The sequence below is a fragment of the Paragemmobacter straminiformis genome (assembly GCF_014243445.1).
Classification (GTDB): Bacteria; Pseudomonadota; Alphaproteobacteria; order Rhodobacterales; family Rhodobacteraceae; genus Paragemmobacter; species Paragemmobacter straminiformis.
In genome coordinates, this window is the sequence record NZ_JACLQD010000003.1 from 132,615 (window position 1) to 155,497 (window position 22,883).

Annotated in this window: 18 protein-coding genes and 2 pseudogenes; 14 read left to right on the forward strand and 6 right to left on the reverse strand. The window is 65.1% G+C overall.

The annotated features are described in order from the left end of the window. Positions 1 to 125 precede the first annotated feature (125 nt). Positions 126 to 1,181: a ferrochelatase gene (gene hemH / locus H7F16_RS11200; protein WP_241741440.1), complete on the reverse strand. Its 1,056-nt coding sequence runs from the start codon at positions 1,179 to 1,181 to the stop codon at positions 126 to 128. A gap of 93 nt (positions 1,182 to 1,274) precedes the next feature. Beyond that, complete coding sequence (locus H7F16_RS11205; protein ID WP_185797691.1) at positions 1,275 to 2,102, reverse strand: methyltransferase domain-containing protein; 828 nt, start codon at positions 2,100 to 2,102, stop codon at positions 1,275 to 1,277. A gap of 23 nt (positions 2,103 to 2,125) precedes the next feature. Between H7F16_RS11205 and H7F16_RS11210 the strand changes: the two genes are divergently transcribed. Genes H7F16_RS11210 through H7F16_RS11230 form a run of 5 tightly spaced genes read left to right on the forward strand, consistent with a single transcriptional unit; the run spans position 2,126 to position 5,244 of the window. Then, the gene (locus tag H7F16_RS11210) at positions 2,126 to 2,848 is read left to right on the forward strand and encodes a ComF family protein (RefSeq protein ID WP_185797692.1); all 723 of its coding nucleotides are present in this window, start codon (positions 2,126 to 2,128) and stop codon (positions 2,846 to 2,848) included. Positions 2,849 to 2,886: 38 nt separating this feature from the next. Continuing rightward, positions 2,887 to 3,144: a glutaredoxin 3 gene (gene grxC, locus H7F16_RS11215; RefSeq protein ID WP_185797693.1), complete on the forward strand. Its 258-nt coding sequence runs from the start codon at positions 2,887 to 2,889 to the stop codon at positions 3,142 to 3,144. Continuing rightward, positions 3,144 to 3,974, forward strand: a complete 831-nt coding sequence (locus H7F16_RS11220; protein WP_185797694.1) for a carbon-nitrogen hydrolase family protein — start codon at positions 3,144 to 3,146, stop codon at positions 3,972 to 3,974. Before grxC ends, H7F16_RS11220 begins: the two co-directional genes overlap by 1 nt. Beyond that, entirely contained in the window at positions 3,971 to 4,414 is a 444-nt protein-coding gene (locus H7F16_RS11225; protein ID WP_185797695.1) for a MarR family winged helix-turn-helix transcriptional regulator, read from the forward strand. Before H7F16_RS11220 ends, H7F16_RS11225 begins: the two co-directional genes overlap by 4 nt. Further along, the gene (locus H7F16_RS11230) at positions 4,411 to 5,244 is read left to right on the forward strand and encodes a YihY/virulence factor BrkB family protein (RefSeq protein ID WP_185797696.1); all 834 of its coding nucleotides are present in this window, start codon (positions 4,411 to 4,413) and stop codon (positions 5,242 to 5,244) included. Before H7F16_RS11225 ends, H7F16_RS11230 begins: the two co-directional genes overlap by 4 nt. Here the strand turns inward: H7F16_RS11230 and H7F16_RS11235 are convergent. The 3 genes from H7F16_RS11235 to H7F16_RS11245 all read right to left on the reverse strand — a co-directional run bounded on the left by H7F16_RS11235 (position 5,238) and on the right by H7F16_RS11245 (position 11,985). After that, positions 5,238 to 8,768 carry a translocation/assembly module TamB domain-containing protein gene (locus H7F16_RS11235; RefSeq protein ID WP_185797697.1) on the reverse strand — a complete coding sequence of 1,177 codons (3,531 nt, stop codon included), beginning with the start codon at positions 8,766 to 8,768 and terminating at the stop codon, positions 5,238 to 5,240. The genes H7F16_RS11230 and H7F16_RS11235 overlap by 7 nt on opposite strands. After that, the gene (locus tag H7F16_RS11240) at positions 8,768 to 10,588 is read right to left on the reverse strand and encodes a BamA/TamA family outer membrane protein (RefSeq protein WP_185797698.1); all 1,821 of its coding nucleotides are present in this window, start codon (positions 10,586 to 10,588) and stop codon (positions 8,768 to 8,770) included. The genes H7F16_RS11235 and H7F16_RS11240 overlap by 1 nt, the downstream gene beginning before the upstream one ends. Positions 10,589 to 10,710: 122 nt before the next feature. After that, positions 10,711 to 11,985, reverse strand: coding sequence for an ROK family transcriptional regulator (locus H7F16_RS11245; protein ID WP_185797699.1), 1,275 nt, complete (start codon positions 11,983 to 11,985; stop codon positions 10,711 to 10,713). A gap of 224 nt (positions 11,986 to 12,209) precedes the next feature. On the opposite strand from H7F16_RS11245, the gene H7F16_RS11250 reads away from it, so the two are divergent. The 9 genes and pseudogenes from H7F16_RS11250 to H7F16_RS11290 form a co-directional block, all read left to right on the forward strand. After that, complete coding sequence (locus H7F16_RS11250; RefSeq protein ID WP_185797700.1) at positions 12,210 to 13,235, forward strand: substrate-binding domain-containing protein; 1,026 nt, start codon at positions 12,210 to 12,212, stop codon at positions 13,233 to 13,235. Positions 13,236 to 13,389: 154 nt separating this feature from the next. Continuing rightward, positions 13,390 to 14,709: a sugar ABC transporter permease gene (locus H7F16_RS11255; RefSeq protein WP_185797701.1), complete on the forward strand. Its 1,320-nt coding sequence runs from the start codon at positions 13,390 to 13,392 to the stop codon at positions 14,707 to 14,709. Positions 14,710 to 14,722: 13 nt separating this feature from the next. Further along, positions 14,723 to 15,484: an ATP-binding cassette domain-containing protein gene (locus tag H7F16_RS11260; protein WP_185797702.1), complete on the forward strand. Its 762-nt coding sequence runs from the start codon at positions 14,723 to 14,725 to the stop codon at positions 15,482 to 15,484. Next, positions 15,484 to 16,920 (forward strand): xylulokinase, encoded by a 1,437-nt coding sequence (gene xylB / locus H7F16_RS11265; protein WP_185797703.1) that lies wholly within the window; start codon positions 15,484 to 15,486, stop codon positions 16,918 to 16,920. The genes H7F16_RS11260 and xylB overlap by 1 nt, the downstream gene beginning before the upstream one ends. Beyond that, positions 16,917 to 18,218: a xylose isomerase gene (xylA, locus tag H7F16_RS11270; protein WP_185797704.1), complete on the forward strand. Its 1,302-nt coding sequence runs from the start codon at positions 16,917 to 16,919 to the stop codon at positions 18,216 to 18,218. The genes xylB and xylA overlap by 4 nt, the downstream gene beginning before the upstream one ends. Positions 18,219 to 18,290: 72 nt before the next feature. Then, positions 18,291 to 19,319, forward strand: coding sequence for an L-glyceraldehyde 3-phosphate reductase (gene mgrA / locus H7F16_RS11275; protein ID WP_185798124.1), 1,029 nt, complete (start codon positions 18,291 to 18,293; stop codon positions 19,317 to 19,319). 205 nt (positions 19,320 to 19,524) lie between these two features. Further along, the gene (locus H7F16_RS11280) at positions 19,525 to 20,436 is read left to right on the forward strand and encodes a hypothetical protein (RefSeq protein WP_185797705.1); all 912 of its coding nucleotides are present in this window, start codon (positions 19,525 to 19,527) and stop codon (positions 20,434 to 20,436) included. A 60-nt stretch (positions 20,437 to 20,496) separates the two neighbouring features. Then, the gene (locus H7F16_RS11285; RefSeq protein ID WP_185797706.1) at positions 20,497 to 21,330 is read left to right on the forward strand and encodes a flagellar motor protein MotB; all 834 of its coding nucleotides are present in this window, start codon (positions 20,497 to 20,499) and stop codon (positions 21,328 to 21,330) included. A 95-nt stretch (positions 21,331 to 21,425) separates the two neighbouring features. After that, positions 21,426 to 22,724, forward strand: a pseudogene (locus H7F16_RS11290) (flagellar hook protein FlgE); the annotation flags it as partial. On the opposite strand, the pseudogene H7F16_RS19670 reads toward H7F16_RS11290, so the two are convergent. Beyond that, positions 22,685 to 22,825: pseudogene (locus H7F16_RS19670) on the reverse strand (flagellin N-terminal helical domain-containing protein); the annotation flags it as partial. The pseudogenes H7F16_RS11290 and H7F16_RS19670 sit on opposite strands and share 40 nt — an antisense overlap. Between the last annotated feature and the right edge of the window lie 58 nt (positions 22,826 to 22,883).

Sequence of the window (22,883 nt, forward strand, 5' to 3'; positions counted from 1 at the left end):
AAAGGGTCGGCGGGTTATGCCCGTCGGCCCTTTTCTTTTGTCCGGCGCCGTGATGGCGGTGGAAAAGGCGGGGGCCAGCCCCCGCGCCCCCGGAGTATTTGGGCAAGGATGAAGGCGGCTTCGGGTTAGCGGAGCCAGCCGGTCAGGTTTTCACCGATCACCGCCGACAGGGCTGCGATATGCGCATCATCGTCGTTCAGGCAGGGGATGTAGGTAAAGGATTCGCCGCCCGCGTGTTCGAAGGCTTCGCGAATCTCGCCGTTGATCTCTTCCAGGGTTTCGATGCAATCGGCAGAAAAGGCGGGGGCGATCACCGCGATGCGCTTCTTGCCCTGTTTTGCCAATTCCGCGACATGTTCGACGGTATAGGGTTTCAGCCATTCTTCGGGGCCGAACACCGACTGGAACGTCGTGTCGATCGCGCCTTTGTCCCAACCCAGACGTTCGCGCAGCAGGCGCGAGGTTTTCTGGCATTGGCAGTGGTAGGGGTCGCCCTCCATCAGGTAGCGTTGCGGCATGCCGTGGTATGAGGCGACGAGGACATCGGGCTTTTCCGGCAGCGCGGCATAGGCGCGTTCGACGGATTGGGCGAGGGCTTCGATATAAAGCGGGTGGTCGAAGTATTCGGCCACGGTGCGGACGGCGGGCTGGCGTTTTTCCTTCATCAGGGCGCGGAAGAACTGGTCATTTGCGGTGGCCGAGGTGGCGCCGGCGTAATGGGGATAAAGCGGGAAGAAGAGGATCTTCTCGCATCCGGCCTCGACCATCGCGCGGACCTTGGAGTCGGTCGACGGGTTGCCGTAGCGCATGCAGAAATCGACCATGACGTTATCGCCGTGCGCGGCTTTCAGGGTTTCGGCGATCTTGCGCGTCTGGTCCTTGGTGATGGTCAGCAGCGGGCTTTCGTTCTTTTCGTGGTTCCAGATCAGCTTGTAGTTCGCACCCGAGGAGAAGGGGCGTTTGGACAGGATCACCAGTTGCAGAAGCGGCTGCCAGATCCAGGCGGAATAGTCGACGACCCGCTTGTCCGAGAGGAATTCGTTCAGATAGCGGCGCATCGACCAGTAATCGTAATTGTCGGGCGTGCCGAGGTTGGCCAGAAGGACGCCGATTTTCGCCTGCCGCACGGGCGGGTGTGACGCGGGCGCATGGGCAAGGCGGCCGGTGCCGGGGGTGACCATCTGGTCGGTCGGGCCGGTCATGGGCTTTGCGTCGAGCATGGTCGCGTCCTTTGATAGGTCAACGTGCGGGACATATAGGCTTATGCGGCGGGGTCAACCTTTGGGGGGAGGGTCGCGCAGCGGCAATTCGGCGGTATTGAGCGCGTCGGCCAATCTTTGGGCGGCAGAACCGGGGCGGAGCGGCTTTTGCTGGCTTTCGTGCGGGGCCCAGCCGGTCAGGCAGATGATCTCGAACGTGGCCTTGATGCGGCCATCGGGCAGGGCGTGGTGATGGTGGTAAAGCTCGGCCGCGCGGGAAATGACGGCGCGGCGGGTCGGGTGGCGCAGACGTGACTGGAGGGCATTTGTTTCGCCCATCGCCCGAAGGTCGCGCATCAGGGCGAGGGTATCGGGATAGGTGACCGTCTTGGTGAAGCTGTCGGCAACCGGAAGGTTGAAGCCCGCCCGTTGCAGCAGGCCACCAAGGTCGCGGATTTCGGCCATCGGCAAGACGCGGGGCGAGAGGCCGCCGGTAACCTCGGATTCCGCCTGGGCCAGACAGGCGCGGAGTTCGTGCAGCGTCTGGCCGCCGAAGAGGAAGCCGAGGAACAACCCGTCAGGCAGCAGCGCGCGGCGGCACTGCACCAGCTGGCCGACGGGGTCGATGGTCCAGTGCATGCACAGGGCATGCACAACCAGATCATGCGACTGGATCGCCAGGGCAAGGATTTCTTCATCCGGCACGGTCGGGGCGAAACCCTGCCAAAGCCCCGGATAGGGGGTCACCACGGCGGGGGCCGTAAAGGTTCTGTTAACCTCGGCCAGTCTTTCCTGAGTTTCGGCCACCACCTCGTCGTGAAGGAAAAACGCGGGCGCGCGCAGGGCGCGGGCGCGGTTGCGGCCAAGAGCGGTGCGGTCGGTCAGGATCGGTGGGGTCTGCATGGGCGGGACCATAGGAGGCGGGAATGGGATTGCAAGCGGCGCTGCGACTGATTTACCCGCCGCAATGCGTGAATTGCGGGGAACGGGTCGACAGCGATTTCGGTCTGTGCGGGCCATGCTGGCGCGAGACGGGGTTCATCGCGGGGCTTGTTTGCGAAACCTGCGGCCTGCCCCTGCCCGGCGAGGGTGAGGGCGAGGGCGCGCAATGCGACGATTGCCTGATGCTGGGCCGCCCCTGGGAGCGGGGGCGCGCGGCCTTTCTGTACCGGGATGTGGGGCGCAAGCTGGTTCTGGGGTTGAAACATGCCGACCGGACCGACCTTGCGCGGCCCGCGGGCGAATGGCTGCACCGCGCGGCGCGGCCGATCTTGCAGGCGGGGATGCTGGTCGCCCCCGTGCCGCTGCATTGGCGGCGGCTGTTCCGGCGGCGCTACAATCAGGCGGCGCTGGTTTCGGCGCGGCTGGCGCATCTGGCGGGGTTGGCGCATTGCCCCGACCTGTTGCAACGTGTGCGACCGACCGGATCGCAAGAGGGGCGCGACAGGGCCGCGCGCTTCGGCAACCTTGCCGGAGCGATGCGGGTTCACAAGCGGCGGGTGGCGCTGGCGAAGGGCGCGCATGTGCTGCTGGTGGATGATGTGATGACCAGCGGCGCCACGCTGACCGCCTGCGCCGAGGCCTGTCTTGCGGCAGGCGCAACACGGGTATCCGTTGCGGTGTTGGCCCGCGTTGCTAAGGATGCCTAAATCCTTATAGTTTGCTGCAACTGCAAAGGAAGCCTGCGATGAAACCCGTGGAAATCTACACGACGCCGCTGTGCGGCTATTGCCACGCCGCCAAGCGATTGCTTGGAAAGAAGGGCGTTGCCTTTACCGAGATCGACGTCAGCACCGATACGACGCTGCGCGCCAAGATGATGGAGCGGGCAGGCGGGCGCCGGACCGTGCCGCAAATCTTTATCGGCGGCGCGCATGTGGGCGGCTGCGACGATCTGCATGCTCTCGAGGCGGACGGCAAGCTCGACCCGATGTTGGCGGGCTGATGCGGGTCGGGCTGGTCCAGTTGAACGTGAGCGACGATCCGGCGGCGAACCTGCCGGAGACGGTGGCGCTTGTGCGGGCGGCGGTGGCGGGCGGGGCGGGCTTTGTGCTGACGCCCGAATGCACCAACGCCCTGTCGTCAAACCGCGCCAAGCAGCGCGAGGTCTTGCGGCACGAGAGCGACGATCCCACGCTTGCCGCCCTGCGGGACGAGGCGGCGCGGGCGGGTATCTGGCTGCTGATCGGGTCGCTGGGCGTGTTGACGGACGATGCCGACGGGCGCTTTGCCAACCGGTCTTTCCTGATCGGGCCGGACGGGGCGATTGCGGCGCGCTACGACAAGATCCACATGTTCGACGTGAACGTGTCCGAGACCGAGGTCTATCGCGAATCCTCGGGCTACAGGCCGGGGGGGCAGGCGGTTCTGGCCGAGACGCCCTATGGTCGCGTGGGGATGACGGTTTGCTACGACGTGCGCTTTGCGCATCTGTACCGGCGGCTGGCGCAGGCGGGGGCCGAGATCATCACGGTTCCGGCGGCGTTCAACCACATTACCGGTGCCGCGCATTGGGAAATTCTGCTTCGGGCGCGGGCGATCGAGACGGGATGCTATGTGCTTGCCCCCGCGCAGACCGGTTTTCACCCCGAGAAAGACGGCAAGGGACGGCGGACGCATGGCCATAGCCTTGTCATCGCGCCCTGGGGCGAGGTTCTGTCGGATGCGGGTGCAGAGCCGGGAGTGACATTCGCGGATCTCGACCTTGCCGAAGTGGCCAAGGCCCGCGACCGCGTTCCTTCGCTTTCGCACGACCGGATGTTCGACGGGCCATGAGCGAGCGGAACGAGGATATCGCGGTTGCGTTGTTCGGTGAGCTGTTCATGGCTGACCAGCTTGCGCGCAACCGCATATCGAAGGTTTTGCCCAAGGGAATGGAATTGTCGCATTTCGGAGTGCTGAACCATCTGGCGCGAAGCGGGGACGAGCGGACCCCCGCGCAGCTGGCGCGGGCGTTCCATGTGACGCGGGGGGCCATGACGAACACGCTGACGCGGCTGGAATGGGCGGGGCATGTGCATATCCGCCCCGATTGGGACGATGCGCGGCGCAAGTTCGTGGCGATTTCCCCTGCGGGGCGGGCCGCGCGGGATGCGGCGGTGCAGGCCGTGGCTCCGGTGATCGCAGAGGTGGTGCAGGCGCTTGGCGCTGACCGCGTGCGGGCGCTTATTCCGGTGCTGCGCGAGATGCGGACGCGACTGGAAGACGAAGGATGAAGATCCGCTGGGGCATTCTGGGCGAGCTTTGGACGCTGAGCGACGAGCGCGAGCTTGACCTGATCGCCGCAGGGATCGCGTTCTACGGTTTTCTGGCCCTGTTCCCCAGTGCCGCCGCCGTCATCGCCATCTGGAGTTTCTTTGCCGATGCCAGCGTCATCCGCGAAGAGCTTGCCCTTGCGCGGGCCTATCTGCCGGATGACGCGTGGTCGCTTATCGCCAATCAGGTGGAATCCTTGCTGTCGCTGAACAGTGACAATCTGGGAATCGCGACGGGGCTTTCGCTGCTGCTGGCGCTGTGGACGGCGCGGGCGGGGGTGGCGGCGCTGATGCGCGGCTTGAACGCGATACACGGTTTGCCGAACCGGGCGGGGCATTGGCACCATTTGCGCGCGCTGGTGCTGACACTGGTGATGATCGGGCTGGTGATCTGCGCGATGTTCGCGGCCGTGGTGGGGCCGGTCCTGCTTGCGCTTCTGCCCTTGGGGCGGTTTGCGGCGCTTGGACTCGAGATCGTGAACCTTGGGCTTTCGCTGTTGCTGGTGGTGGTGGGCGTGGCGCTGGTTTACCGCCTGGGTCTGAACCGGAACATCCACCATCCGCTGTTCACGCGGGGAATTCTGGTGGCCGTGGTGATCTGGATCGCCGCATCGCGTGGCTTTGTGGTCTATCTGGCGAATTTCGACACCTATAACCGTATCTACGGGTCGATCGGTGCGGTGGTGGCGTTGCTGATGTGGCTTTACTTTAGCGGTTACGCGATCTTGCTGGGCGCGGCGGTCGATGCCGCGCGGGCCGAGCGCAAGCGGCTGAAGTCTGTCGTTCAGTAATCCTTTTCCCAGAACAGGCCGACGCCGGTGCCTCCGGTGCTGCCCGCCGATCCGCGCAGGGTCAGGCTTTTCGAGATGTCGAGGTTCAGGTTGATCTGGCTTTGGCCGTTCTGGCCGACCTCGACCTCGGTATAGACGTTCTTCGATAGGTATTTGCCCACGGTCAGGCTGGCCGCGCCGGTTTCGTCGGTCTGCACGTCGAGGTCGTCGAGACCGAAGCCCTGACGCAGGCGGTCAATCACGCTGGCGCCGCCGCGTCCGGCAAGGGTGGCGACGGCATTGGCAAGCTGGGCGGCTTGCAGGGCCGAGAGGTTTTCGAGGCCGCGCCCGAAGAGGAGGCGGGACAGAACCTCTTCCTCGGGCAGTTCGGGGGTCGAGGTGAAGGTGACCTCGGGCGAGGTGGCGGGGCCGTCGATGCGGACGTAGCTGGTGATGCCGTCGCTTTCGGTCGAGGCGGCGATGGCGAGGGTGGGGAGGAATTCCCCCTCGAGCAGGAGGGTGGCTTCCGACAGGACAAGGCGGCGGCCGAGGATGTCGAGGCGGCCCCGGATCAGCGAGAAGGAACCGGCGGGTTGCACATTGGCGGTGGTGCCCCGCAGGGTAAGGCTGCCGCCGAGTTCGGCATCAAGGCCGCGGCCGCGGATGAACACCTGCGAGGGGGCGGAGATCCTGAGATCGAGGGCGAGGGGGCGGGACGCGGTGCCCCCGCCCGTTGTCGCACGGGCCAGAAGCCCCGCGCGGTCGCGTGTGGCGCGGACGGGGGCGGGTTCGTTCAGGTGGCGCAGTTCCGCCAGATCGGTGCTGCCGCCGAAGCCGGTCGAGGGGATTTGCAATTCGGTCTCGCCCAGATCGATGCGGCCGGCGACAAGGGCGCCTGCGGCGAGCGGGCCGGTGAGGGCAAGATCGCCGCTTGCGCTGGTCTGGAACAGGCGCGGATCGCGCAATACGGCGTTGCGCAGCGCGATTTGCAGGTTGGCACCGAAGGGCGGGGCAAGGCCGACAGAGCCGTTGACCTGCACCTGACCGCCACTCGACAGGCGGGTGGATGCGGTGATCCGGGCGCTTCCGCCGCGCAGGCTGGCGTTCAGCGTCACCGCTTCAAACCCGAAGGCGAGGGCGGGGTCGGCAATGCGCCCGCCGGTCAGCGAGACTTGGCCCGACAGTGATGCGGGGCTGAGGGGGCCGTTCAGCGCAAGGTCGAAGCGGGCCGGGCCGGACAGCACACGGCCCGACAGGAAGGGAGAGAAGAGGCCCGCTTGCAGGCTGCCCTTTATAGCAAGATCGCCGCGACCGAAATCCTGCGCCATGCGTCCTGACAGGCGGGCGTCGATCTGTCCCGGACCTTGGGCGCGAAGGTTCAGGTCATAGCCTGCGGCATCGTCGATGGCCGTGCCGGTGACGGTGACGGGGCCGGGAAATTCGGGCAGGAACAGGCCGAGGTTGGCAAGGCGGGCGGTCAGGTCGATGTCGCGCTGCGCTTGGGTCGCGGTGCCGGTGGCGCTGGCGGTGAGTTGCGGATTGGTCAGGCGCGCGGCGTTGACGGTGATGCGCCCCTTGGTCAGGGCAAGGTCGAGCGTCAGGTCGGATGCGCCCGCAAGCAGGCGGTCGGCCTGCGCCTGCCCGAGCCGCAGGTTGCTGCCCTTGGCGGTGGCGGTGATGCGGCCGGTGGCGGGCACACCCTGAAAGGCGATGTCACCCGAAAGGCTGCCGCCCCATGCTGGGTCAAGCGTGCCAAGGTCGAACAGGGCGAAGCTGCCGCCGAGGTCGGTGCCTTCGGTGGCAAGGCGGCCTGTCGCGCTGGCGGTCATGGTGCCCGCGTCGATGGTCAGCGCCCGCAGCGTGGTGCCTTGGGTGTTGCGCGAGACATTGGCCTTGATGGTGGATCGGCCCGAAAGCAGGCGGTCAAGCTGCGGTTGGGCAAGGGTGACGTTCTGGCCCGCAAGACCTGCGATCAGGTCGAACTCGCCGCCAAGGGGGCTGCCGTTGCCCGTGACGGTCAGCGTCGCCGCGCCCGAGAGCGGCCGTCCGGCAAGGGCCGAAAGGCGGGTCAGGTCTTGCAGCCTTGCCTGTGCCTTGCCCGACAGGCGGAAGCCTTCGGTCAGCCCGTCGAGCGTGCCCGAGGCATCGAGGCTGTAATCGGTCCCGTCAAGCGAGAGGTTGCGGATGTCGAGCGTGCTGCCGCCCTGAACCGCGCCAAGGTCGGCGCGGCCCGTCATGCGGGTGCCAAGGGCTGCGGCAAGGGCCGGATCGTCGGGCCTGACCCCGTCTCCGGCAAAGCGGAAGGCGGCGTCGAAGCGGTCGGTTTCGCCCTCGTGGGTGATGTTTCCCGAGCCGTTCAGGGTAAGCCTGTCAGCCTTTAGCCCCGCACGGTCGAGGCCCTGAATGTCGATGCGGCCGCGCCAGCCCGTGCCGACGGCGGCGTTGAACCCGAGAGAGAGGTTCGCGGCGGTGACACGGGTTTCGGTTGCGCCGAGGGGCAGAAGCACGGGCGAGCCGTCGGGCAGGCCGATTTCGCCCTGCACGTTCAGCCGAAGCGGCACGTAATCGGGCGCGAGTTGCACCGCGCCCGACAGGTGGATCGCCTGCGCCGCAAGATCGAAGGCTTGCAAATCAAGCGTGCCGTCGGGGCGGGATTCGCCGCGTGCCGTCAGGCGGATGCTGTTGCCGAAGAACGAGGCGTATTCGGGCAGGAACAGGGGGGCGAGGTCGCCTGCAAGACTGGCGTCAAAGCCCTGCCCGCCAAGACCCGTGCCTGTAAGGGTGACGCGGCCTGCCAGACGGTCGACCCCGTCGCTGCGCAGGGCGATGTCGGCGGCGAAGGCATCGAGCGGTCCGGTTCCGTCGATGGTCAGTTCAGTTGCCGGAGAACCGGGAAGCCCGAGTTTGCGCACGGCGATTCCGCCAGCGGCCTCGGCGGCGGTCAGCTTCAGGCTGAGTGCCTTGGTCGCGTTTGAATAGGCCGCGTCGAGCGACAGCTTGCCTGCGGGGCCGCCATCGGTGCGTTCGAGCAGGAGGGTGGCTTTGCCCTCGCCCCCGGCAAGCGACATGGATGAGGAAAGCCGCGCTTCGACCGCCTCGCCCAGAACGGCGGGGCCAAGGGCGATGCGCTTGGCGGCAATGCTCCCGATGTCGATGGAAACGGGCAGGTCGGGCAGGGAAAAGCCCTTGGCTTCGGTGCCGGTGCCGGTATCGGTGACGGGGGGGCGGGTCAGGATGATTTCGTCGGCGGAGAGTTCGGTCACATCGACCACGCCGAGCAGAAGGGCCGAACGGCTCCAGTCAAGGGTGACGCCGTTCAGGGTGATCCAGACGCCCTCGCCATCGGCGATGGAAAGCGACTGGATGGTGGCGCGCGAGGAGAGGGCGCCCGCAAAGCCGGTGATGGTGACCTGACGCCCCGCGCCGGACAGGTTTTCTTCCAGAAGGGCGGCAAGATAGCCCTTGTCGGTTTCGGCCTGCGTCTCTTGTGCCGGGGCGTGAAGCGGCGACAGGGCAAGTGCTGCGGCGAGGAGAATGCGTTTCATCAAAACGATTGCCCCAATCCGACGTAGATCTGCACGCCGCCATCGGTCGTTCCGCCGACCGGCTTGGCGATGTCGAGGCGGATCGGGCCGAAGCCCGTGTCGTAGCGGAAGCCGATGCCCGCGCCGGAATGGCTGCGCGACTGGTCGGTGAAGAAGCCGTCGACGCCGATCTGGCCGTAATCGTAAAAGCCGACGATGCCGATCTTTTTGGTCACGCCAAGGCGGGCTTCGAGTTGCGAGCCGAGGAAATACGAGCCGCCGATGCGCGAGGTCTGGTTGTTGATGCGCAGCACGTTCACGCCAAGCGACTGGTAGGGCTGGCCGCGCACGGTGCCGCCGCCGCCGGAATAGAACAGGGCGTCGCGCGGGGTGCCAAGCAGGCTTGCGCCATAGATCGCACCGCCCTGAATGCGGGCGGCAAGGGTGATGCGGCCCGTTGCGAAGCTGTGATAGGCGCGCGCGTCCCATGTGAAGCGGACGCCGCTGTCGGTGGTGCCGAAGCCCAGAAAGGGTTTCGCCTCGGCGTCGACAAAGAAGCCGCGTGTGGCATCGGTCGCGTCGTCGCGCCGGTCCCATGTAAAGCCGAGGGGCAGCGAGACGTTGCGGAACTCGAAGGCCGAGACGGTGTCGCGCCCTTTGGAGAAATCGTAGCTGAAGCCGGTGCGGGCGGTGAGTTCTGTCGAAAAGATCTGCGTCGCGGTCAGTCCGACCGAGGCGAGATCGGCGCTGTAGTCGAGATCGTCGACATGGCCGATTTCGGCCCGCAGGCCGACGGTTGTGTCGGCGGTGAAGGTTGCGGGGCGGTCGAGCGTGACGCCAAGGTTGTAATCGGTGCCGCTGGATTGCGCGCCGAGATTGCCGATCTCGCCGTAGACCTTGAGCCGCTCGGCCCCGCCCAGAAGGTTGCGGTGCATCCAGTAGCCGGACAGGGTGACGCCGTCGAGGCTGGCCACTTCGGCGCCAAGGCTGTAGCGGCGGGTCTTTTCTTCGACCACGGTGGCGGTGATGGGCAGCAGGTCGGGGGCGGTGATCGTGTCGGACTCGGCCAGCGAGACGGATTTGAACACGCCGGTCCGGCGCAGGCGGGTGGCGGCGAGGTCGAGTTCCGCAGGGCTGAAGGTTTCGCCCGATGGCAGGCCCGCGATGGCGCGGATGCGTTCGGGGCGCATGCGCTCTTGTCCCTTGATGACAAGCGGGCCGAAGCGCAGGCGCGGGCCGGGGTCAAGGGCGATGCTGGCCGAGAGCAGGGCGCTGGCATGATTGGCGGTGATGTCCTGACCGGCCACGCCGGCCTTGGCATGGCCGCGCTTGCGCCAGCCTTCGACGCCTGCGGCGGCGGCGCTGCGGATGCTGCCGGAGCGGGCGATCCCGCCTGTGCGGAAATCGTCGGGCAGGGTGGTGCCACGGGCGAGCGGGGCAACCGTGGCGCGCGAGAAGCGGAAGGCGGGGCCGGGTTCGACGGTGACGCGGATCACGTCGATGCGGCGGGGCGCGTCGAGCGGGGCGATGGAGGCGGCCTCGCGCCCGTCGATCAGGATGTGGATGACGCCCGAGTAATGGCCCGCCGCGTAAAGCGTGCCGAGGAGCTGGGCATATTCGGCCTGTGCGGCGGCAAAGAGGTCTTGCGCGTTGGTCTGGTCGTCGCTTTGCGAGATAAGAAGCAGCGACGAGGCCCGCAGCGCCGAGGCGAGGTCATCGGCCGCGCCGGGGGTGAGAAAGTCGATCCGGTCAAGCGCCAGTGCCGGTTGCGCCGCAAAAAGCGCCGCGCAGGCGGCCGCGATGGACAGGCGGCGCAGGGCATGAAGCGGGGATGGCGGCACAATCAACCTCGGGGCGCTGGGCTTTTAACTATTGCAACTAGCCCAAGCCTGCGCAACGCAAAGAAGTTCCGTGTGCGACCCGCGCGATGCGGCGTTTTCCCGCTTGGGCCGCGCCGCGCGGTCTATTGGGCGGCGATGTCGCGGGCCGGTTGCAGCAGCCCTTCGCTGACGAAGGAGAGGGCGAGTGCCGCCGCGCCATGCGCCCAGAGCAGGTCGCCCCAGGCGTGGATTTCGATGGGCGGGCGGGGGCGGCCCGACTGGATGGCAAGGTTGTCCATCTCGGCCAGCGTTTCCTGCGCGTAGAGGTAATCGTAGCGCATCCGTTCGCCCGACAGGATGATAAGGGCGGGGTCGAACAGGTTGATGACGTTGGACAGGCCCACGGCAAGGTAACGGCCCGCACGGCGAAAGATCGACCGCGCGGCGGTGTTGCCCGCCTTGGCGTGGTCGTAAAGGCTTTCGAGGAGGATGGCGATGGACTGCCCCTCGCGGTGGGTCCAGTTGAGGGCGGTCGTCGCCTCGCGCGCAAGGGCGTAGTCGGCGATATAGGCCTCGAGGCAGCCGCGCTGGCCGCAGCGGCAAAGCGCGCCGTCGAGCTGCACCTTGGTATGGCCAAGTTCCATGCCGAGTCCGTGGGCGCCGCGATAGATGCGGTGGTTGATGACGTAACCCATGCCCACGCCGTGTTCGATGGTGACGACGGCAAAGTCGGCAAGGCCGCGGCCCGCGCCGAACCACAGTTCGGCCAGCGTGACGAGGTTGGCGTCGTTGTCGATGGTCACCGGCAGGCCGACACGGGCCGAGGCGGCGGCGGCAAGGGGAACGGTGCGGTCGGACAGGACCGAGGACCACATGACAGTGCCGCTTCCGGTATCGACGAAGCCCGGCACGCCGACGCCGAGGGCGGAGAGGTCGGATCTTGCGATGCCCGCCTTGGCGCAGACGCGGTTGAGCAGGGTTTCGATGGCGTCAAGGATTTCGGGCGTGGTCATCGGGCCGGGGCGGCGGGGGATGACATCGTCGGCGATGAGGTTGCCCGCGAAATCGATGATGACGGCGGTATGTTCGCGGTCGGAGAGCTTCATTCCCGCCACGCGATGGGCCGAGGCGCGGACGCCAAGCGCCACGGCGGGGCGGCCGCGCCCCTGGTCGATGTCGCGCGGGGCAGCGATTTCCTCGATCAGTCCCGCTTCGATCAGCTCTTGCGTGATGGTCGTGACCGAGGCGGGGCTGACGCCAAGATCCTTGGCGACCTGCACACGCGGAATGAGGCCCGCCGCGCGCACGCGTTCGAAAACCTGCTGGCGAAGCGGGCGCAGCGTGTCGCTGAGCGGAGGAATCAGCGGGCCGCAGCCCCGCCGCCCCTCTGACCGCTCGCGATGCTCGACGCTGTGCATTTCTTCGACCTTCAAAGTAAAAAGCTAAGCGTTCATGGGCTTTTGCCGCATAGCTCGCCCGAAAATTGCTGCAGAGCGGCATGAAACCGCCCTGATTTGCAGCGTCTTTAGCCTGAAGCAGCATTTTTATTTTGACAAGTGAAATAATTAACGGCAGTTTTCCCCGCGTGCCGACGAATCTGTCGGACCGGCCATGCGTTGGCCGCATCCATGGGAGGATAAAAATGCATAAGGTATTTCTCGCCGCCGTCGTCGCGGTGGCCGGCTTCTCGTCGGCCGCGCTGGCCGAGGGCAAGAAGATCGGTGTGTCCTGGGCCCAGTTCCAGGAAGAGCGCTGGAAGATCGACGAAGCTGCCATGAAGGCCGCCATCGAAGCCGCCGGCAACGAATACGTCTCGGCTGACGCCCAGTCGTCGGCTGAAAAGCAGCTTTCGGACATCGACGCGCTGATCAGCCAGGGTGTCGACGCCCTGATCATCAACGCCTGGGACAAGGACGCCATCGGGCCGGCCATCGAAAAAGCCGCTGCCGAAGGCATTCCGGTCGTCGGCTATGACCGCCTGATCGAAGACAACCGCACCTTCTATCTGACCTTCGACAACGTCGGCGTCGGCAAGATCATCGCGGAAAACGTGTTCGCCGCTGCCCCCAAGGGCAACTATGCGATCATCAAGGGCGACCCTGGTGACCCGAACGTCGGCTTCCTGCTTCAGGGCATGATGTCGGTGATTCAGCCGGCCGTCGACTCGGGCGACATCAAGATCGTCGGTGAAGCGAACTCGGACGGCTGGAAGCCCGAGAACGCCCAGAAGAACATGGAACAGATCCTGACCGCGAACGACAACAAGGTCGACGCTGTCCTGTCGCAGAACGACGGCATGGCCGGTGGCGCTGCCGCTGCTTTGGCAGCACAGGGTCTGAACGTTCCGCTGGGTGGTCAGGACGGCGACCTTGCCGCGATCAACCGTGTGGCCCGTGGCACCCAGACCGTTTCGGTCTGGAAAGACGCGCGCCAGCTTGGCAAGGCCGCTGGCGAAATCGCTTCGTCGCTGGCTGACGGCGCTGCGCTTGACGCGGTTCCGGGTGCGACCAAGTTCTCGGGCGGCGAGAAGGGCGTTGAGATGAATGCGATCCTTCTGACCCCGACCGCGATCACCAAGGACACCGTGAACCTGGCGATCGACGCCGGCCACATCACCAAGGAAGCCGCTTGCGAAGGCGCGGTTGCCGGCGTGAAGGGCTGCGAATAATCGCTTGAACGCGGGGCGCCGGTCCGAAAGGGCCGGCGCCCTTGTTTATCGACGGGCCGGACATGACCGGCCGATGCGTCCTCACCGGTTTGACGCTGCCGATCCGGAGTGACCCGATCCGCAGGCGCCGCCTCTCAGCATCATTGGACGAGACATGACCGAAACAACCCATCAACCCCAAGCCCAAGACAAGGCCGAGGGAGCGATTGCCCGCTTTCTGCGCGCGACGGAACTTGACCCGCGACTGATCGGCATGGTCGGTGCGCTGCTGCTTATCTGGGTGGGTTTCCACCTTTACGGCGCGCTGGTGCTGGGTGACGGATCGTTCCTGACGCCGCGCAACCTGTGGAACCTGTCGGTGCAGACGGCATCGATCGGGATCATGGCGACGGGGATGGTGCTGGTCATCATCACGCGCAACATCGACCTGTCGGTCGGTTCGATCGTCGGTGTGACGGGCATGTACATGGGCCTGTTGCAGGTGGAATGGCTGCCGCAATATGTCGGCCTTGGCCATCCGATGATCTGGATCGTGACGGTCGCCTTCGGCATCATCATGGGGGCGCTGATCGGCGCGCTTCAGGGCGGCATGATCGCCTATCTGAGCATTCCTTCCTTTATCGTCACGCTGGGCGGTCTTTTGGTCTGGCGCGGCGTCGCCTTTCTGGCATCGAGCGGGCGGACGATTTCGCCGGTGGATTCGACCTTTGCGCTGATCGGGGGCGGGCCATACGGATCGATCGGCGCGACCGGAAGCTGGATCATCGCGGCCATTGCCAGTGCCGGTGTGATCTGGCTGGTGCTGAACGGGCGCAAGAACCGCAGGCTGCACGGCTTTCCGCTGCGTCCGGTCTGGGCCGAATGGTTCATGGGGCTGCTGGGCTGCTCGATCATCGTGATCGCGACGCTGATCGTGAACTCGTATCCCTGGCCGAAGGGTATTCTCAAGGACTATTACGCCACGCTGGGACAGGACGTGCCCGAGGGCGTGTTCATCGCGCATGGCTATGCCTATCCGGTCATCCTGCTGGCGGTGGTCGCCATTCTGATGACGATCCTGATGACGCGGACGCGGTTTGGCCGCTATGTGTTCGCCATCGGTGGCAACCCCGAAGCGGCGGCACTGTCGGGGATCAATACCCGCGCCATGACGGTGAAGATATTCGCGCTGATGGGCGGGCTTGCCGGTCTGGCGGGGGTCATCGCCTCGGCCCGTCTGAACAGCGCCACCAACGCGCTGGGGGATCTGGACGAACTTTACGTGATCGCCTCGGCGGTTGTGGGGGGCACGTCGCTGGCCGGCGGCGTCGGCACGATCTACGGCGCGATCATCGGCGCGCTGGTGCTTGTGTCGTTGCAGACCGGCATGGTGCTGATCGGCTTCGGGGACGGTTCCTACCGCAAGATCGTAATCGGTGCGGCGCTGGTTCTGGCCGTCTATCTCGACATCATCTACCGCAAGCGCATCAAGTAAGGGGAGAGAAGCCATGAGCACCAACCGCGGAACACCCCTTGTCGAAATGCGCGACATCTCGATCTCGTTCGGGGGGATCAAGGCGGTCGACCACGTGACGGTCGACCTTTACCCCGGCGAGGTCGTGGGGTTGCTGGGCCATAACGGCGCGGGCAAGTCGACGCTGATCAAATGCCTGTCGGGCGCCTATCAGGCCGATGCGGGCGAAATCCGCATCAACGGCGAAAAGGTCGAGATCACCAGCCCCCGCGATGCACGGGCGCAGAACATCGAGACGATCTACCAGACGCTTGCGCTGGCCGATAACCTCGATGCCGCGTCGAACCTTTTCCTCGGGCGCGAGATCGTCAACAGCTTCGGTTTCGTGGACGAGACGAAGATGGAAGCCGAGACGCGCAAGATCATGGCGCGGCTGAACCCCAACTTCCGCAAGTTCAACGTGCCGGTAAGCGCGCTTTCGGGCGGGCAGCGCCAGTCGGTCGCCATCGCGCGGGCGGTCTATTTCAACGCCAAGATCCTGATCATGGACGAACCGACCGCCGCCCTTGGCCCGCACGAGACGCAGATGGTGGCCGAGCTGATCGAAGAATTGAAAAAGCAGGGACTTGGCATTTTTCTTATCGAACATGACATTCACAACGTCATGAAGCTGTGCGATAGGGCGAGTGTGATGAAGAACGGACAGCTTGTCGGCACGGTCAACGTGAACGAAGTGACCGATGACGACATTCTTGGCATGATCATCATGGGCAAGAAACCTGCAAAGGCAGCATGATGTATATCGGACTTGATCTTGGCACCTCCGGCCTCAAGGGGGTGTTGATCGACGACGCGCAGAAGGTGCTGGCGGAAGCGTCGGCACCTTTGACCGTGCAGCGCCCGGCCGAGGGGCACAGCGAACAGCTTCCCGCCGACTGGATCGCCGCCGCCGAGATCGTGATGGAGGCTTTGGCCGCCCACGGTCTGGGGTCGGTGCGCGGGATCGGGCTGTCGGGGCATATGCATGGCGCCACGCTGCTGGATGCCGCGGACGAGGTGCTGCGTCCCTGCATCCTGTGGAATGACACGCGCAGCCATGAAGAGGCTGCCGAGCTGGACGGCGACCCGCAGTTCCGCCGGATCACCGGCAACATCGTGTTTCCGGGCTTTACCGCGCCGAAACTGGTCTGGGTGCAGCGCCACGAGCCGCGCATCTGGGAAAAGGTGGCCAAGGTTCTGCTGCCCAAGGACTATCTGCGGCTTTGGCTGACGGGCGAGCATGTGGCCGAGATGTCGGATGCCGCAGGGACGAGCTGGCTTGATACCGGCAAGCGCGACTGGTCCGAGGAGTGTCTGGCCGCGACAGGGCTGAGCCGTGCGCAGATGCCCCGTCTGGTCGAGGGGTCGCAGGTTTCGGGATCGTTGCGTGACGCGCTGGCAAGCCGCTGGGGATTGCCCAAGGGCGTTGTCGTGGCCGGTGGCGGCGGCGACAATGCGGCTTCGGGCGTGGGCGTCGGCGTGGTGCGGGCGGGCGATGCCTTTGTGTCGCTTGGCACAAGCGGCGTGCTGTTCGCGGCGAACGACGGCTATCAGCCCGCGCCCGAGACGGCTGTCCATACCTTTTGCCACGCGTTGCCGGACACTTGGCACCAGATGGGCGTGATCCTTGCCGCGACCGATGCGCTGAACTGGTATGCGGGTCTGGTGGGCGAGACGGCGGCAAAGCTGACCGGATCGCTTGGGGATTTGCAGGCTCCGGGGAAGGGTATTTTCCTGCCCTATCTGGGCGGAGAGCGGACCCCGCTGAACGATGCCGCCATCCGCGGCGCTTTCCTTGGGCTGGAACATGCGACCGACCGCGCGGCGGGCACGCGGGCTGTGCTGGAGGGCGTGACATTCGCCATCCGCGACAGCCGCGACGCGCTGGCGGCGACCGGCACAAAGCTGGAGCGGTTGCTTGCGGTCGGGGGCGGGTCGCGGTCGGAGTATTGGTTGCGTGCGATCGCGACGGCGCTGGACATTCCGGTGCAATTGCCCGTGGCGGGCGATTTCGGCGGGGCATTCGGTGCCGCGCGCCTTGGCCTGATGGCCGCCACCGGCGCGGGCGCAGAAGTGGCGACCTTGCCGCCGATTGCAAAGACCATCGAACCTGACCGCAGGCTTACGGCGGCCTTCGACGCGGGCCATGCCCGCTACCATGCCGCGCAAACCGCTATTCGAGGCTTGAAATGACCGATTTCTTCAAAGGCATCCCGCAGATCAAATACGAGGGGCCGGACAGCACAAACGAGTTCGCCTTCCGGCATTACAACCCCGACGAGGTGATTCTGGGCAAGCGGATGGAGGACCATCTGCGCTTTGCGGTCGCCTATTGGCACAGCTTTGCCTGGCCGGGCGGTGACCCGTTCGGCGGGCAGACGTTCGAGCGGCCGTGGTTCGGCGAGACGATGGCGCTGGCCAAGATGAAGGCCGATGTGGCGTTCGAGATGTTCGATATCCTGAACGCGCCCTTCTACTGCTTCCACGATGCGGATGCGCGGCCCGAGGGGGCGACCTTTGCCGAGAGCAAGCGCAACCTTGAGGAAATCGTTGACTACCTTGGCGAGAAGCAGGCCAGCCACAAGACGCAGCTTCTGTGGGGCACGGCCAACATGTTCAGCCACCGGCGCTGGATGTCGGGTGCCGCCACGAACCCCGATCCGGACGTTTACGCCTATGCCGCCGCGACGGTGAAGGCGAACATGGATGCCACGCACAAGCTGAACGGCGCGAACTATGTGCTGTGGGGCGGGCGCGAGGGCTACGAGACGCTGCTCAACACCGATCTGAAGGCCGAGCGCGAACATGCGGGGCGCTTCCTTCAGCAGGTGGTCGAATACAAGCACAAGATCGGTTTCAAGGGCACGATCCTGATCGAGCCGAAGCCGCAAGAGCCGAGCAAGCACCAGTATGACTATGACGTGGCGACGGTGTACGGCTTCCTTGTGCAGTTCGGTCTGGAAAAAGAGGTCAAGCTGAACATCGAGCAGGGCCATGCCATTCTGGCGGGCCATTCCTTCGAGCATGAAATCGCGCTGGCCAACGCGCTGGGAATCTTTGGTTCGATCGACATGAACCGGAACGATTACCAGACCGGATGGGATACCGACCAGTTCCCGAACAACCATGCGGAAAAGGCCGTGGCCTTCTACGAAATCCTGCGGGCGGGCGGCTACACCACCGGCGGCACCAATTTCGATTCGAAGGTGCGGCGGCAATCGCTGGACCCCGAGGACCTGATCCTTGCCCATGTCGGCGGGATGGACGTTTGCGCCCGCGCGCTGAAATCGGCGGCAGCGCTGATGCAGGACGGCGCGATGGAGCGGGCGCGGGCCGAACGCTACGCCGGCTGGAACAAGCCCGAGGCCAAGGCACTGCTGGCCGGGTCGCTGGAAGATGCGGCGGCGGTGGTGACCGCCAAGGGGCTGAACCCCGAGCCGCGCTCGGGCCGTCAGGAGCGGTTGGAAAACCTTTGGAACCGCTTCGTCTGATTTGTTGATATGATGAACAGAACGGGCGGCGGTGTGGATGGCACCGCCGCCCTTGTCATGATGGAGGACGCGATGACCTATACCCCCGCCGCCGACCGCTATACCAAGATGGTCTATCGCCGCTGTGGCAAATCGGGGCTGCAATTGCCCGCGATCAGCCTTGGGCTTTGGCACAACTTCGGCCACGACACGCCGCATCAGGTGAAGCGCGACATTTGCCGCACGGCCTTTGACCTTGGCATCACGCATTTCGACCTTGCCAACAACTACGGCCCGCCGCCCGGCAGCGCGGAAGAGGCGTTCGGCGATATCCTGAAAACCGATTTCGCGGGCTATCGGGACGAGCTGATCGTCAGCTCGAAGGCCGGTTACAACATGTGGGACGGACCCTATGGCGAATGGGGAAGCCGCAAGTATCTGATCGCATCCTGTGACCAGAGCCTGAAGCGGATGGGGCTGGATTACGTCGACATCTTCTATTCGCACCGCTTCGACCCGGACACCCCGCTGGAAGAGACGATGATGGCGCTGGACCATATCGTCCGGTCGGGCCGCGCGCTTTATGTGGGCATTTCAAGCTACAACAGCCAGCGCACGCGCGAGGCTTATGCGATCCTGAAAGAGCTGGGCACGCCGCTTGTCATTCACCAGCCGAGCTACAACATCCTGAACCGCTGGGTCGAGCATGACGGGCTGAAAGAGACATTGGCCGATCTGGGGGTGGGGTCCATCGCCTTTACCCCGCTTGCGCAGGGGATTCTGACCAAGAAGTATCTGGGCGGCATCCCGCAGGGCAGCCGCGCGGCGCAGGGCAAGAGCCTCGACCCCGCGACGATCACCAATTCGGCGCTTGAATCGGTGCGTGCGCTGGACGCACTGGCGCAAAAGCGCGGGCAGACGCTGGCGCAGATGGCGATTGCATGGGTGCTGCGCAATGGCGGCATCACCACGGCGCTGATCGGGGCATCAAAGCCCGAACAGGTGGTCGATTGCGCCGGGGCCATCGGCAACCTTGACTTCACGCATGAGGAACTGGCCGAGATCGACCGGATTTCCGGCGAAGAGGACATCAACCTTTGGGCGAAATCCTCGGCCGAGTGATCCGGTAGGGATTGCGCGTTGGCCGGACCGGGTGGTCCGGCTGACGAATGGCCATGCAAAATCCATCCGAAAGCGCGGCATTTTTGTCTGGTGCAACGATGTTTCGAGTTGGCTTTGCTTCAGTTTCGTATTTCCTTTTTACCAACGGGTCAGAATGCGCAAATACTTTGCGCGGCGGACCTTACGGGATGCGTGACTGTTTAAGATGACGACAGAGCTTTCATCCTCGGCGCGGTTGCGGCTTGTGCTCGTTTCGACGGGGCCTTCGGCGGCTTTGGCCGCCGCAACCTTGCAGCAACACCTGAACCTGCCGGAACGCGTTGCGCTGGAACGGCTCAGCTCGGCGCCTTCGGTTCTGGCCGAGGGGCTTGATGCGGATACGGCACGCCGTCTGGCCAATCTGCTCCGCAGCTTTGGCCTGCGCGTGCGGGTCGACGGGGATGGCGTGACAAGCGATCTGGTCGACCTGTCGATCCAGCTTGCCATGCCGTTGCGGGTGCAGCGCACCGTGCGGCAGATCGTGGTCGAGACGGGGCTCGACGCCGGAGAGATCGGCGCGGCCCTTGCGGGTCCGGGCGGTCTGGTCCTGACCGGATTGCCGCGGGACGAGGTCTCGCGGCTGCAGCAAAGCCTTGGCCGGATGAACAGCCTGACGCTGATCGAATCCGATCCCGCCAGCGCGGTCTATGATGTGTACCTGCCCGACGGCACCGTGAACGAAGCCCTGTCCGAACGGCTTCGCATGATGGGGGCCGAGGGCGACCCCATCACGGGTGCGGTGGCGACGGGTCTGGACCGGGCCTTGTGCCGCCATCTGGTTCAGCGCTTTCCCGATGCGGGGCTGATCGCCATCGACCGCGCGTTTCAGCGGTTTGACCTTTACCTTACGCGGGTTACGGGTTGGGTGACGCGCGATCTGGCCGATTTTCTGGCAGCGCGCACCGGTTTGCCGCGCAGCCGGTTCGAGGTGCTGTCACAGGGAACGCCGCTTCGGATCGAGCTTGGTCTGACCCATGCGGCCGCGCGGCAGTTCCGCGCCGATTACGCGACCATAGGTCTGCATACGCTGATGGTGCTTTCGGGCCTTGGGGAAGATAGCGACAATTCCATTGCTTAGGGTTTGATTCACCCCTTGGGGCCAAGCTGGCGGCGGGTGTGTGAAATCTTGGGGTAAACGATGGCCGCGCAGGGCAATGCCGCGCCGGTTATCATCAAGCGCAAGAAGGTTATCGCGGGTGGCGGTCATCACGGGGGGGCCTGGAAGGTCGCCTATGCTGACTTTGTGACTGCGATGATGGCCTTTTTCATGCTGATGTGGCTGTTGAACGCGACGACGGAAAAGCAACGCAAGGGGATTGCGGATTACTTCAACCCGACGATTCCGGTGAACCGCATTTCGGGCGGCGGCGACGGGTCTTTCGGCGGCGATTCCGTGCTGTCGGAGCAGACGCTTGCGCAGAACGGCACGGGGGCATCGGCGTCGGTTCCGACCGAAGAGATGCAGGCGCGGGGCGAAAGCGGCGAGAAGGACTCGGTCGCCGAGGCCGAAACGCTGGTCGAGGTGGAAAAGGCCCTGACCGCGCGCACGGGTGAAAGCATGACGATGGAGCGCCTGATGCGCCATGTCGTCACCCGGGTCACGGACGAGGGGTTGGTGATCGAGCTGTTCGACGTCGAGGATCAGGCCCTGTTCCTGCCGGATTCGGCCATGCCCGACCATGTGCTGACCGAGATCGCGGGCGTGCTGGTCGAGGTGCTGGACCTTGCCAGCAATCAGGTCGCGGTGAACGGGCATGTGCGAAGCTATCCCTTGCCGCTGATCGAGAACCCGACGTGGAACCTGTCGGCCGAGCGCGCGCAGGTGATGCGGGGGTTGCTGGAAAAGGCGGGGCTGGATGCGGCGCGGGTCCAGAGGGTGACGGGCTTTGCCGACCGCAAGACGGTGACCGCGAACCCGCAGGCGATACGCAACAACCGGATCGAGGTGATCTTGCTGCGCAAGAACCGGTAAACTGCATCGCATTGTCGGCATTAGGGCGGTGTTAACGCAACAGGCGCAAGGATGGGCCAACCCAGAAGGGACATGGCTACAGAAGGGCGCGTCTTATGTCGATTTCCTCATCTTTGAACGCCGGTGTTGCCGGATTGAATGCCAATGCCACGCGGCTTGCGGCGATTTCCGACAACATCGCCAATTCGGGCACCTATGGCTACAAGCGCGCCTCGGCCGATTTCGAAAGCATGGTCATCACCTCGGCCCGCGGGTCGGGGACCTATTCGGCGGGCGGGGTGCGGGCCTCGACCACGCGGTTGATCGAGGAGCGGGGGGCGCTGGTCGGCACGGCCAATTCGCTGGACATCGCGGTTTCGGGGCGGGGGATGCTGCCTGTCATTCCGGCGGTGTCGATGGGGTCGGATTTTTCGGACCAACCCTTGGTGATGACGACGACGGGTGCATTTCGCACCGATGCCAACGGGGTTCTCAAGACGGAATCGGGGCTGGTGCTGCTGGGGTGGCCTGCCAATGCCGACGGGTCGATCCCGGTCAACGCCCGCGATACGATCCAGGGGCTGCAACCGGTGGTCATCAACGCCAACCAGACAGCGGGCGACCCGACGACGGTGATGGGACTGGGCGTGAACCTGCCCGCCGTGCAGACCGAGGCGGGGGCTAGCGGCGGCACGCTGCCGCTGTCGGTCGAGTATTTCGGCAACCTCGGCACGTCTGAAACGCTGGACATCACCTTTACCCCCGACGTTCCGGCAACCGGGGCGTCGAACAAGTGGAACATGGTGATCCGCGATTCCGCCCAAGGCGGCGCGGTGATCGGGGAATATACGCTGGTGTTCGACGACAGCCGCGGCAACGGGGGCACGCTGTCTTCGGTTACGGCGGTGTCCGGCGGCGCCTATGACGCGGCGGCGGGCACGCTGGCGCTGACGGTCAAGGGTGGCCCGATGACGGTGACTATCGGGCGCCTGGGCGATCCGAACGGGCTGACGCAGCTGTCCGACAGCTTCGCGCCCGTGTCGATCACCAAGGATGGCTCGCCGGTCGGTAACCTGACGGCGGTCGAGGTGGACGAGAACGGTTTTGTCACGGCAAGCTATGACACCGGCTTCATCCGCCGCATCTACCAGATCCCGCTGGTCGACGTGCCGAACCCGAACGGCCTGCGGACCATGTCGAACCAGACCTATCAGGTCTCTCCCCAGTCGGGGAATTTCTTCCTGTGGGATGCGGGAACGGGGCCGACGGGCAAGGTGATCGGCTACGCGCGCGAGGGGTCGACGACCGATGTGGCGGCGGAACTGACCGCGCTGATCCAGACGCAGCGGGCCTATTCCTCGAACGCCAAGGTGATCCAGACGGTGGCATTGTCCTTGGCGCTGCCGACCGACTTGCCGGTCGAGATTTCGGACTGCGTCTTGCTCAGCCCCGCGTTGATGGATTTCATGGTTTGCAGCGCGACCATCGCGCTGGTGTTGGTCAGAATCGACGACATGTTTTCCGTCCTTTCGTGCAGCGCGGCTTTGGCGGCTGCGTTTTGGGAGTGGCGGCTT

Bases quoted from the DNA above. Each gene is read 5' to 3' on its own strand.
- grxC (WP_185797693.1), top strand. From the start codon at position 2,887: ATGAAACCCGTGGAAATCTACACGACGCCGCTGTGCGGCTATTGCCAC.
- hemH (WP_241741440.1), bottom strand. From the start codon at position 1,181: ATGGTCACCCCCGGCACCGGCCGCCTTGCCCATGCGCCCGCGTCACAC.
- H7F16_RS11205 (WP_185797691.1), bottom strand. From the start codon at position 2,102: ATGCAGACCCCACCGATCCTGACCGACCGCACCGCTCTTGGCCGCAAC.
- H7F16_RS11235 (WP_185797697.1), bottom strand. From the start codon at position 8,768: ATGAAACGCATTCTCCTCGCCGCAGCACTTGCCCTGTCGCCGCTTCAC.
- H7F16_RS11225 (WP_185797695.1), top strand. From the start codon at position 3,971: ATGAGCGAGCGGAACGAGGATATCGCGGTTGCGTTGTTCGGTGAGCTG.
- H7F16_RS11260 (WP_185797702.1), top strand. From the start codon at position 14,723: ATGAGCACCAACCGCGGAACACCCCTTGTCGAAATGCGCGACATCTCG.
- H7F16_RS11220 (WP_185797694.1), top strand. From the start codon at position 3,144: ATGCGGGTCGGGCTGGTCCAGTTGAACGTGAGCGACGATCCGGCGGCG.
- H7F16_RS11285 (WP_185797706.1), top strand. From the start codon at position 20,497: ATGGCCGCGCAGGGCAATGCCGCGCCGGTTATCATCAAGCGCAAGAAG.
- H7F16_RS11230 (WP_185797696.1), top strand. From the start codon at position 4,411: ATGAAGATCCGCTGGGGCATTCTGGGCGAGCTTTGGACGCTGAGCGAC.
- H7F16_RS11250 (WP_185797700.1), top strand. From the start codon at position 12,210: ATGCATAAGGTATTTCTCGCCGCCGTCGTCGCGGTGGCCGGCTTCTCG.
- H7F16_RS11255 (WP_185797701.1), top strand. From the start codon at position 13,390: ATGACCGAAACAACCCATCAACCCCAAGCCCAAGACAAGGCCGAGGGA.
- H7F16_RS11210 (WP_185797692.1), top strand. From the start codon at position 2,126: ATGGGATTGCAAGCGGCGCTGCGACTGATTTACCCGCCGCAATGCGTG.
- H7F16_RS11245 (WP_185797699.1), bottom strand. From the start codon at position 11,985: ATGCACAGCGTCGAGCATCGCGAGCGGTCAGAGGGGCGGCGGGGCTGC.
- xylA (WP_185797704.1), top strand. From the start codon at position 16,917: ATGACCGATTTCTTCAAAGGCATCCCGCAGATCAAATACGAGGGGCCG.
- mgrA (WP_185798124.1), top strand. From the start codon at position 18,291: ATGACCTATACCCCCGCCGCCGACCGCTATACCAAGATGGTCTATCGC.
- xylB (WP_185797703.1), top strand. From the start codon at position 15,484: ATGTATATCGGACTTGATCTTGGCACCTCCGGCCTCAAGGGGGTGTTG.
- H7F16_RS11280 (WP_185797705.1), top strand. From the start codon at position 19,525: ATGACGACAGAGCTTTCATCCTCGGCGCGGTTGCGGCTTGTGCTCGTT.